The sequence below is a fragment of the Furfurilactobacillus cerevisiae genome (genome assembly GCF_048961765.1).
Taxonomy (GTDB): Bacteria; Bacillota; Bacilli; order Lactobacillales; family Lactobacillaceae; genus Furfurilactobacillus; species Furfurilactobacillus milii_A.
On the sequence record NZ_CP185253.1, the window covers coordinates 285,337 to 298,080 of the forward strand.

At 46.8% G+C, this 12,744-nt stretch carries 2 protein-coding genes; both read left to right on the plus strand.

The annotated features are described in order from the left end of the window. The first annotated feature begins 352 nt into the window (after positions 1 to 352). Positions 353 to 10,336 (plus strand): KxYKxGKxW signal peptide domain-containing protein, encoded by a 9,984-nt coding sequence (locus tag ABUE36_RS01270; protein ID WP_421017024.1) that lies wholly within the window; start codon positions 353 to 355, stop codon positions 10,334 to 10,336. A 257-nt stretch (positions 10,337 to 10,593) separates the two neighbouring features. Next, on the plus strand, positions 10,594 to 12,564 hold the full coding sequence (locus ABUE36_RS01275) for a hypothetical protein (RefSeq protein WP_178941834.1): 1,971 nt from the start codon (positions 10,594 to 10,596) through the stop codon (positions 12,562 to 12,564). The last annotated feature ends 180 nt before the right edge of the window (positions 12,565 to 12,744 follow it).

Here is a 12,744-nt window from a genome sequence, read left to right on the forward strand (position 1 = left end):
CTTGAAATTTGAAACTATATGGCGCACAACCGATTTCGAAAGTGCTTCAAAAGTGCGTCTCATCAATCCTAACGGAGAGTAGTCAAAATTCCGATTTGGCCGTTTGCAATTTGTGTACAAACGATATTTATGCGTGCTAAACTGCTTTTGGAATCAAGTTAGAGGTGATGATTGTTTAATAACTAGACATTAATGCAGGTTAAAGATGGAACTGAACAATGGTTATTTAGTTAATCTACTTTGGTGTGATCTTGCGACTAATTGTCGATATACATATAGCGAGACGACGATTTAGCCAGCAGGGAGTATTAAATCAATCACATTTGTATTTGCTTTCAAGGGGGTATTGATTATGTCTCGCAGGAATAAAGAAATCGCGGATACGATAACAAGTGAAAAAGAGCATTACAAGATGTACAAGTCTGGCAAACAATGGTTGTTTGCTGGCATTACTGTATTCACATTTGGAGGTTTCTTAGTTAACGGGGAGAAGAACGTTGAAGCGGCGACGGATGCTAATGGTGGTACGCCGAGTGATCCACAATCGGATGCGACAAAGCAAACCAACACGCCACTTGAATTTACGACAACGGTGACGCAAAACCAGACGACTGCCAGTGCAGCGCAGCAGCCTACTTCTGCGGCCACAACGCCGACAAGTCAAGCGACTAACGCTACTACGACTGCTACCTCTACGGCACCGGTCAGTCAAGCATCTTCACAAACATCTGCTGTGCAGGCCACTAAGACTCAACAGCAACCGTTGCAAATCAACACAACGTCTGTTAGTCAGGCACCTGCCAGCGCTCAGGCTAATTCAGTTGCTTCTGCTCAAACAAATCAGTCATCACAATCGGTTTCTACAACAAGCACTGCTTCTGCTAGCTCGGCTGTCGGTCAAACAACAAGTCAAGCGGCCACTTCAACTGTACCTCAGAGTGTCGCTGATAATAGTAATTCTCAAGCAGTTGTCCGGCCAGCTAGTCTGGCGCCAACTGTTACTGCATTGCCAAATGGTGCAACAAACCAACAGGTAGCTGACGCTAAAACAGCTGCACTTAAGGCGTTTGCGGAAACTGGCACACCTCAAGAAATTACCCAGATGGATGCGACCAGCGCTGCTGGCACGGCCACTTCTGATGCTACTTCAAGCGCGACATCTAACAGTGCGTGGACGGCGTACAACGACGTACTGACACAAGCCAACAATGTTGTACGTTCCCGTTACACGGCGGCATCATACGCTGAACTTAATACTGCTTTATCAAACGCAGCCAGTTTGACTGATGCTTCATCGCCCGTTGCTTTGAAACAGGCGCAACAACAAGTTCAAAGCGCTTTAAATGGACTTGTTATTAACCCGGGCTCTGACGCGGCTGGCGATACAAATAAACTTATTGCAACCGATCAAGCACAGTATCCTACTAGCGATGCATCGAAATACACAACTGCGACATGGCAAGCTTATCAAGATGCGCTTTCAGCAGCCCAGTCTGCAGCTTCAAACAACCAAACAACTGCTAACACGTTGTCTGTGCTGAGTAAAAAGCTTAATGATGCGACAGCCAATCTTGAATTGAACAAAGCGGATGTTTTGTTTGGACAATTAATAACGTCGCTTAACAGTGCAGCTACCTCAATTGACAATGCTGGTACATTCACAATTGCTTCGATTCAAAGTTTGAAGAGCGCTCAGACAGTTGCTCAAAAGTTAACCGCATCTAGTTCAGCCCAAGACATTCAGGATGCTCTAACAGCATTGAATGCCGCTGAATCGGCATTAATTCCGGCGGGATCTTTGAAAAACTTACAGGATCAGTTGAATACTGCTAAATCTACTTATATGAACTTCCAGTCTTCTGATGCAACTGCCACAAACTATGCTTACAGTGCTTACACTAAGACTAGTTGGGATGCCTTTACGAGTGCCTATGTTTATGCACGGGCGGTTATGAATAACAACGCCGCAACGCAGGACCAACTGAGCAATGCCATCTTCAATTTAAAGCAGGCGACTCAACAATTAGTTAGTGAAAAAGCTGCGCAGGATGATCTAAATACCACGATTGCTGGTGCAAAACAGTTACTTGCCGAAAATAATGGCGGCGCTTACAGCACTGATAGTACGTATAACCTGAACATGGCTGTTCAATCAGCCCAAGCATTGCTTGATTCAAACGGTGATCCGCTGAAAACGACGACAACTGACGAACTGGTCAGCGCGACAACTGCTGTACAGAATGCCGTTAACCAGTTAACAACAGTGTCTGATTCTGCTTGGAATGATTTAAGCAAGATGATTAATAATTCCAAGCTACTTAATCCGGCTAATTTCGACAGTAAGACGTATACAAATCTAGTTGATGCGCGGTCCAATGCCGTCAGTGATCTATATGATGAACCATCATCAGATTCAGTCAAAACAGATACGTCGAATTTGCGAAAGGCTATTTGGGCAACTATTGCTAATGATAGTGCCGCGGCTACAGCACGTGCGCAATTAGCACAAATTCTTAACAGTGAAGTCGCACAATCACCAAGTTTGTACACGAATGAAACGTACAGCATTTACAAGTCAATTTTAGACAATGCTACTAATCTCATGGATACAGGTAGTTTGGACACGGTTAAGCTGAATCAAGCAATCAGTGACTTACCATTCTACTTCAATAACTTGTTGTTATTAACTGATGCGCAGACAGGAACATCGGGAGCTGATATTCAAAAGTCGTCAGGCACGATGACACTTGGTAACTCACCTTGGGACACTGTAAGCACGACTGATACTGGTCACGATATTAGTTTTGGTGCAGCTGGAGCATTCAACAAAACTAACAAGGGTAATGGGACAATTATTACAACGATCACATTGCCGGCTAGTTTAACGCCATTCTTTAAGACCACTAATTGGCAAGATTACACAACAATTGCATACGATGTTTCGGTTAGTGGCGGTTACAAGTCACAGGATAACGGTACGGGTTTAACATATGGAAATATTGAGCCTAAGAACGCTGAAGCATTAGCTAAGGCTTTAGCAGCAACACATTTGCTCTCAGACACCGAAGGATCAGTTTCCGACTTCAAACTGTCGTTGAGTTTCAATGCTCAAGGACAACCAGTATTAACCATTATCACAGGTAAGTTACCGAATGTGGGAACGAATAACAGTGATCAATTCTGGTTTAGACTTGGTATTTCCAAGTGGGCTAAAGATACGCATCAATGGCTTGCAAGAACAACAGGTGACCAGTCAGATAATGCGGTTGTGGTTGAATCACACATCAATGGATTGCCAAGTATTTCTCAAATTGGTAAATCGACTGTTTTAGCCAACCATTATGCTAATGCAGTAGCAGATAATACGACACCTTCCGATGCTGGCTTAGATTATTCGAGCACTGCAATCACTGCGCCTGATGCTTTGGTAAATGGTCGTTCTGATGGTGGTATTGCAATGGTTGGCCTTACGTCAACAGACAAAGAGCCAACAGAGAACCTAGTTCAACAAGCCGTACCACAATTTAAGACTAGCAATGTATCGTCTGATATTGTTCAAGGAACCAACACTATTACTGGGAATGTTGATGTCGATCACACAACTGATGATCCTGGCGACACTTACCAAGTTGTATTTAATGATACGAAGAAAGTTACGATTACCAACCCTGATGGTACTAAATCTACCGCTTATCAAGTAGTTGCCACAGCGGTTGGCAACATCGATAGCAATGGTAATTACACTGCTAGTTTTGGCCAGCATGATGGCACAACGATGAGTGGTGTCACGGTCCAAACGGGCGATATTGTGACAGCCTACATCCAACGGGTCAACACAATTAGTGGTGCTATTTCACAAGGCACGATGGGTTATGCAATTGCGAGTGTGCCATCAGCACAGACCCCATTTGTTTACGTTGACTCCGATACTGTTAAAGTTGGTTCCTCTAAGATTACCGGGACCATCTCAAGTTTGGTAGCATCCACGGTTACTGCTTCTGACGCAGTAAACAAGAAAGTTTCACCAAATGACATGAACGTTTACACCGTTACTGTGACGGTTTACAACCCAGATGGTTCAGTAAACGCTTCTAACAACACTCAGGTTGAAAAAGACGGTTCATGGACAAGCACCGTCGGCACACCGTTAACAGCTGGTAAGTATGTTCAGGCCACTGCCCATGTTTTGCACGGTATCGTTTCGGGTACTAATGCAGTTCAACCAACAGGGGTTCAACTGACTGACTTGGATACCAACGTATCTGATTCTATTTATGTATTAGCTAATAAAGATGTTTTAAACGCAGCCATTTCTGATGGCACCACGGTTCAAGGCAGCATGGCTGATCCTGCGTACGCGACTGCGACTAAGGATGACTGGGCTAACTTGAACAAACAGATGACAGCAGCAACAACCGTTAATAATGATAAAGCAGCTACCCAGGATGCTGTTAACGAAGCTGTCAAGAATCTTGACGCTGCCATCACTCAGATCACAAAATCAAAGAACGGACTGGAAGCAGCCATTAAGTCTGCCCCAGCTGCCACTGATGCACAAAAGTACACACCGACAACATGGAGTAACATGCAGTCCGCCTTAACGGCAGCGACATTGTTGGACGCTAAACCGGCCGATACATTGACGGCAACACAAATAACTGACGCTACCAATACATTGCTTGATGCAATTAACGGTTTGCAATTTATGAGTGCTTCTCAAACGACTGGAACAGCCGCTGGCGAAGCAACCTCAAATGCAACCAATGCCAACTCGGATGCTGAAAATGCGACGGCTAATGCTAGTGCGGCTGCGGAGAACGCAGATCTTGCTACATCGGCTGCTGCTAAAGCTGCTTCGTTGGCAGCACAAGGGTCAGATGGCACCACTGATTTAATCAATGCGGCTATCAATTACACGACGGCTAAGGGCTTGGCCTCACAAGCGGCTCTAAACGCTCAGCGTGCAACCGCTGAAGCAAATGCCGCTTCGGCTGCTGCTGCTCAGGCACAATCGGCTGCGGTTGCTGCAAATACGCCTGAAGCTAAGGCATTGGCTAACGATGCTGCCACGGCAGCGAAGAAAGCAGTTGATAACGCGGCGGCAGCCACCGTTGCTGCAAATAGCGTTGCAAATGCTGTGGTTGCTGCAACGGCGGCTTATGACGCAGCTCGTGCAAACATCGCGACATCGACAGCAAACGCCGCAATTAAGGGTGCTCAAAAGCAAAATTCAGCTGCCAGCGATGCGATTGCTAAAGGCGATAAAACTTCTGCTTTGGCAGCACTAAGTACGGCTGATACAGATGTCAACCAAGCCACTAAAGCATTGGGTCAAGCCAGCGACGCTTTGAAGGTCACCCAGTCAGAAGCTGAGGCGACAAGTGCAGCTGCTGCACTGCCAACGGCTACTGATAATGACAAGACAGCTGCTACGAATGCTGCTAATGCTTACAAGACAGCTAGTGACGCTGCCGCGACTGCTCAAACGGACTTGACAGCTATTCAAGCCACCGTTCAAGCGACACGCAAGGCTGCTGAAGCAATGGCTGACACTGGGACGACTGTAGATCCTGCAACTAGCGAAGCGGTAATTAAAGCGACGACGGCATCATCAGATGCTACCAGCGATGCAACGACAGCAGACAGCAATGCGGTTGACGCAAATAATGCTGCAATTGCTGCTAACAGTGCTGCTGCAAATGTTGCAACCTTAACAAGGGCTGGTTCAGATGCCACGGATGCGTTGATCAGTGATGCGGTTAACGTTGCTAGTGCCGCTAATTTGGCTTCACAGGCGACAAGTAACGCTGCCAAAGCAACTAGTGAAGCTACTGCAGCCAGTGCAGCCGCTAGCGATGCAGTTGTTGCAGCAACTAAAGCCGGTACCGAAGTTGCTCAGGCTGCGGCTACATCGGCCAGTGCAACTGCTGCAACCGCAATGCAAAAGGCTTCTGATGCTACGAAGGCTGCTCAGACTGCGACAAACGCTGCCAAAGCGGCACAGGCCACATATGATGCTGCTAAAGCCAACGTCGCTACGGCGGCGGCCAGCGCTGCAGCCAGTGATGCTGCAGAACAATTGATCACTGCAAATGCCGAGATTAAAAAGGGTAACCAAGATGCAGCCAGTGATGCTCTGTCAGCAGCCAGTGCTGATAACACTAAGGCAACCGCGCAATATAACGCTGCTAGTGCCGCTTCAAGCACAGCAACTGCTGAGGCAAAGACGTTAACAGATGCCGCCAGTGGCGCTGATGCTACGGATGCAGACAAAACTAACGCGGCGGCTGCCGCACAAGCGGCTAAAGATGCTGACGCAAACCTACAAGCGGCTAAAACTAATGTTGATAAAGCCGCGACTGATTACACGACTGCCAATACCAACTATACCAATATGACACCTGGTGCAGGCACTGTTGAAAATAGTGACGGCACTAAGACGACTATCGTCAAGAATGACGATGGTTCGACGACGGCCACGACTACGAATAAGAACGGCAAAGTTATTGATACGTTGACCACTAAATCAGATGGTTCAACGGACGACATTAAGTATGGTTCAGATGGTTCTTCGACAGAAACAAAGAAGAATCCTGCAGGCAATGTCACGCAAACAATCGTTACTAACGGTGATGGCACAACGTTGACTACAACCCCTAATGATGATGGTTCTGTTACCACCGTTACCAAAGGCAAGAACGGTGCAACAACGTCCACACAGACTAAAGATCCGTTTGGCAACACCACGACGACTACGCCAACCAGTGGCGGCGGTACTCAAACGGTCAAGAAGACAGCGGCTGGTAAGACGATTGAAACGATCACTACTAATCCGACGACCCATGACACCACGACGGTTACACCAACGAGTGATGGCGGCCAGAAGACGGTTGTCACTGATCCAAATGGCAAAGTAATCAGCACGACGATTACGGACGCTAATAACAAACCGGTTTCAACGAGTACCGTTGATCCAACGACCGGTGATACAACCACTACGACACCGACGAGTGGTGGTGGTCAAAAGACAGTTGTCACCGATCCGAATGGCAAAGTAATCAGCACGACGATTACCGATGCAAATGGCAAAACAGTTTCAACGAGTACCGTTGATCCGAAGACTGGCGATACCACGACAACAAACCCAATAACAGATGGTGGCAGTCACACAGTGGTTACTGATGCAAATGGTAAGGTAATCTCCGATGTTACCAAGGATTCAAATGGTAAGACGACCAATGAAATCACAACCGATCCGGCAACCGGTGATACGACCACGACGACAACCAACGATGGTGGCACGCACACAGTCGTAACGGATGCCAATGGAAAGACAATTTCTGACACAACCAAGGATTCAACGGGCAAGTTGGTTTCGTCCACGACCACTGATCCTAAGACTGGCAATACGGCTACTACGACGCCAACGACTGACGGTGGCGAGCAAACAGTTGTTAAGGATCCAAGTGGCAAGATTGTTTCGACGACGACCACTGATCCCAAGACTGGTGATACCACAACTGTCACGCCAACGAGTGATGACGGTAGTAAGACGGTTGTCACTGATCCAAACGGCAACACAATTTCGACGACTCTTGCCGATAAAGATGGTAAACAAATTGACAAGACAACGACCGATCCGACAACGGGTGATGTTACGCACGAAACGACCGGCTCTGACGGCCAGCACATTACGCAAACAACTGGTTCTGACGGTCAAATCATCAGTCATCAAGTTACGGACCCGAAGAATCCTAAGCAAAAGGTAACGACCACCACGACTTCTGATGGCGGTACGGTCACCGAAATGACGGATGCTGACGGTAACGTAATCAAACGGGTCACACGCGATTCAAATGGCAATGTCGTTAAGACCGAAACCATGGATCCGAAGACCGGTGACACAACGACCGTTACGCCAACGAGTGACGGCGGTAGTAAGACGGTTGTCACAGACGGCACTGGTAAAGTTATCAGCACAACCATTACGGATGCTAACGGAAAGGTTATTTCTGATAGCAAGACGGATCCAGTTACTGGTAATACCACCACGACGACGCCGAATAAAGATAATCCGGCGAACACGGATATTACTACGCCAACCTCAGGTGGTGGCAAACAGGTTGTGACAAAGGACCCGCAAGGTAACGTAATTAAGACGGTTACTGAAGATCCAAATGGCAACATAATTAAGACGGTGGTCACTGATCCAAAGACTGGTAATACCATTACAACGACGCCAATCACAGGCAGTGGGCAAGAAGTTGTGACGAAAGATCCAAATGGCAACGTCATCAAAGACATGATTGAGGATTCAAACGGTAAGCCAGTTAAGACTACGACAACGGATCCAAAGACCGGCGATAAGACGGTCACCACACCAACGAGCGATGGCGGTTCGACAAGTCAAACGACCGGTTCTGATGGTAAGCCGATTTCCAATACAACGACAAAACCAACATCAGATGGCGGTTCAACATCTACCACAACCGATCCAAGTGGCAAGCCAATCTCGTCAACAGTTACGGATCCTCATGGTGACACAACGACTACGACGCCGAATAGTGACGGAACTACAACCGTGGTCAAGAAAGATCCGGCTGGCAATTTGATTTCGTCCACGACGACGGATCCAACGACTGGTAAACAGACAACTACAACGCCGACAACAGACGGCAAGGGCACTGTTCAAACAACGAAGGGACCAAACGGAAATGTTACCGAAGAGTTAACAACGAACCCAGATGGCAGCACGTCTGACAAGCAATTTAACCCTGACGGCAGTTACACCATTGTTGACCGTGATCCAAGTAAGAAGGTCACGGGGGCCACGTTTGGTGCTACCGATGGGTCCAAGACAACGTTTGCTAAGAATCCGGATGGGACAACAACGGTAACTGCCACCGATAAAGATGGCAAAGTAACTGATACCAAGACGATTCCTAAAGACGGTGGGGATGCCACAGTCGGTAATGCCAAAGTTAGTGTTGGCTCGGACGGTACTTTAACTGATCAGGCCACTACGCCCGATGGGACAACGACACGGGTAAATCCTGATGGCACGATTGCACGCTTCAAGTCACGGGTTGATCCAGTCTCGACGTTTGTATCGAAGAGTGAATTCTATGACAACACGCAACCGAAGACGACGGTTCAGACGAATCCCGATGGCAGCACGGTTAGTGTTACGACTGACCCAACAACGAAAGCAGTCACGGGTGCGACGCTCAAGGGTAGCGATGGTTCAACCGTCACATTAACGAAGAACGCTGATGGGACGACAACCGCTACGACGACCGACAAAGATGGCAAAGTTACTGGCACTGCGACGATTCCTACGAAAGGTGGCAGCGCAACGGTTGGCACCACGCCGGTTACCGTTGATTCGGACGGCACAATGACTGTTGATGGCCCAACCAAGGGTAGTATTGGCACAAAGATCAATCCTGACGGTACAGTTTCAAGGTTCAGGGAATTGATTGATGCAGTCGGCGTGGACGTTGCCAAGAAAGACTTCTACGACAACACGGCACCAACGAGCGGTAGCACAGCCGGCAGCGATAGTAGCAGTTCAGCAGGATCCACTGGTTCAGATGGTTCAACTGGTTCAACAGCTACCAACCCTGGTTCCGGTTCAACTACTGGCAATTCGACAAGTGCTGGCTCTACTAGTTCAACCAATAATGCTGGCTCCGGAACGAACGGTTCAAGCGCCGCTGGTTCTAATAGCACTGGTACAACACCAACTAATGTGGGTAATCAAAGTTCTGGTGCCTTGGCTAACAATACTGGCTCGACTGCTGGAACTAATGGCACCAGTCCAGCTACCACAACCTCAAGCACTACAGCCAACAGTAATCCATCGAACGGCTCGGCTACAACTGGTACTGGACTCAACGCGCCAAAGACGAATACCACGGGCTCTGAGTCAAACACAACGTCAACAGGAGTTGCTCAACATGGCAACACTGTTAATGCCGCACCTGCAGAATCTGTTGTGACACCAACGACTAGTGGTTTCACAACAAGTACGGCAGCTAATAGAACTGACAATCCTGTGGTTCAACCACTGGCTAATGCAGGTGTTGGAACAATGGCGTCAGCCACAGTTCGTTTGAGCAGTGGTTCGACCTCGACAAGTATCAATGGTGTTAAGGGCGAAACGCCAGCTACGACTCCTGCAACAGATGGTATTTTGCCGGATACCGGTGAAAACACAAGTACTGCCGGCGTCATGGGCTTGCTTGGTGTGGCAGGATTAACTGCCGGATCGGCAATGTACATGGCAAAGCGGCGCAAGCACGACGGCCTTGAGAAAGCTACTGACAAGCGTTAGCAAACGGTGATTGTTGATGATTAATGTCAGTACAAAGGTTTACTAAATTGTCGTTTGAAATAGCGACGATGAAGTTTAAGCAAGTTAGATGATGGGAAACAGAATTGTTTCCCGTCACCTATTGAGGGGATTTTCAAACGAAAGTCCCCTGAATAGATGACGTCAAACTCATCGAAATTTAGATTAAAAAATCGCTTTAATATGGATAAACACCACAACGATATGGACTTTTAAAGATAGACTGGGGGTAGGGTTTCATGAAGTTGTTTGGCGGAAAAAAGCAGATGACGGTGCCAACACACCGTCACGAATCGACAAGTAAAACGAGGGTTTCCAATTCAGCGGCAGGTCAACAGTCTGCTACGGCAACAAAAACGATAATTCACACAACGGCCCAGCTCCAAGATGGTCAGGATGACAAGCAGGATGTTGTGGCCAATGAAATTAACCGCGACGATGCGCAATCTTTGGAAGATGCAGTTGAAGAAAGGCAACAACTTGAACAACAAGTGGATCAGCTGAATGAACAGTATGGAACTGCACGTGGTCACTTGCGCTCCAAGTTGCTGACTGAAAAAGACTTGTTACGGGCACAATCCCGTCATGTTAATCGGTTATATGAAGTTGCCAGCAAACAGCGCAATGCTCATTTTGAGACGTTTGGGAAATTACAGGCTAAACGAACGGCTTTGTTAGCCAAAATCAAACAGGATGATACACATCGTCAGGAACTACAACAGTCTTGTGCGAAACACGAACGGACGTTACGAATGTTGCAGGCACAGCTAGACACAGTAAAAAAGGAACGACAGTCCCTGAGTGACCAAGAACACACATTAATTGGAGCCATCAACACGCAGTCGAATTTGACAGACATGATGTCGGTAATCAACGATAAACGGCAACAGATTACTGCAATTAATGCGCAAGATCATGATCTCAAGCTGACGTTGAACGGCCTCACTACTAGTGCTAATCAGGAACAAGCTGCAATTGATGACCTTCATCACCAGATCGAAGCAGCGACTCAGCAAGCAGCCGACAATCAGCACATCATTAATTTGAAGCAACAGGTGGAGACACTGACGACACAGTTATCAGATCAGCAAACGCAACTGTCACAAGACGATGAAAAACTTGGTGAATTACGGTCTCAGAAGAATGTTTTGAGTCAGAGCTTTGATGAGCTGGCGGACAGGATGAAGTTTTACTTTAACTCGACGAAGGTCATTGATACATACAACTTTGATCCTAAACGCCACTATGTGTTGTACTCCAATACGTTGCTACCACTGGGTGAGCTTAATGGCGAGTTCAGCCTGCAACGCATCGACCAGCTCTTCGATAACACGCGGACCAAATATGATATTCTGACGACTGATTTCAACCGTGAGTTAGGTTCAATTTGGTCCACTTATCAAAGTCAGGGAATCTTGCGCCATGCACATGATTTGATAAATCCGTATTTAGCTATGCAACATGATGGCCGCCATCAGTCGCATCAAACGGACATTGTCTTGCCACTGGATCAAGCGCAAGAATGGCAGGTAGAAGAAGGAACCCGTGAACAACCGGAAAAGATTAAATCTAAAACCGGTTCCCAAGTAGTCACCTTGCAGTATCGTACGGATCGGTCTCTGTCGAGCGTGATGTATTATCAAGATAAGCAACTTTATAAAATGGCAATTTACGATTCACAAAATGTTTTGTTGGCCACACAATATGCCGATCCACATGATGCCACCAAAGCAGCCTCGGAAATTTATTACCGACCTGATCACAGTGTGGCACTGGAAAAGGTTTACTTCCCAGATCACGTGGTAGTTCAATCCACTGAAGATGCTAAGATTGTGGAACACGCTTTTGACAGTGAAGCCTCTTTTTATGAATGGTGGCTGATTTCACATGCTTTGACACGAAGTCAAGACTCTTTGATTATTGGTACTGAAGCACCATTCTTCAAACAATTGTTGAACGACTGTGCTCGTAAATTTGAATTGGTGCCACTGATTAGTTCCACCGCTGATGAATCACTGATAGATGCAATCATCGCAGATGACTCACCAATCAATAATGTGCTAGTCAGCAACGAGCAAGTGCACCAGTCCTTAATTAAACGTTTGAATCGTGACATGCACATTCAGGTTGTCGATCCAACGGGGATGGTTGCGCCAAAACCGAAGGAGAAGAAGGTTAAGACGCGGATTTATATTCCTAAAGTAGGATAGTTTGAATGATGCCAGTAGTGGTTTTTAAAGGGAGTACTCATTGTGAGTGCTTTTTTTGTCGGATCATTTATTAAGTGATATAAGTTTGATGCTGTCCACATATTGGCTAAATTGTCGGTGTATTTATCTGTTGGTGATTCAATAATAGTTAAAAAATTAAGATACTTTAGCAAATAATCT

What these genes read in the sequence shown, in the direction of transcription:
- ABUE36_RS01270 (WP_421017024.1), top strand. Translation starts at nt 353, where the DNA reads ATGTCTCGCAGGAATAAAGAAATCGCGGATACGATAACAAGTGAAAAA.
- ABUE36_RS01275 (WP_178941834.1), top strand. Translation starts at nt 10,594, where the DNA reads ATGAAGTTGTTTGGCGGAAAAAAGCAGATGACGGTGCCAACACACCGT.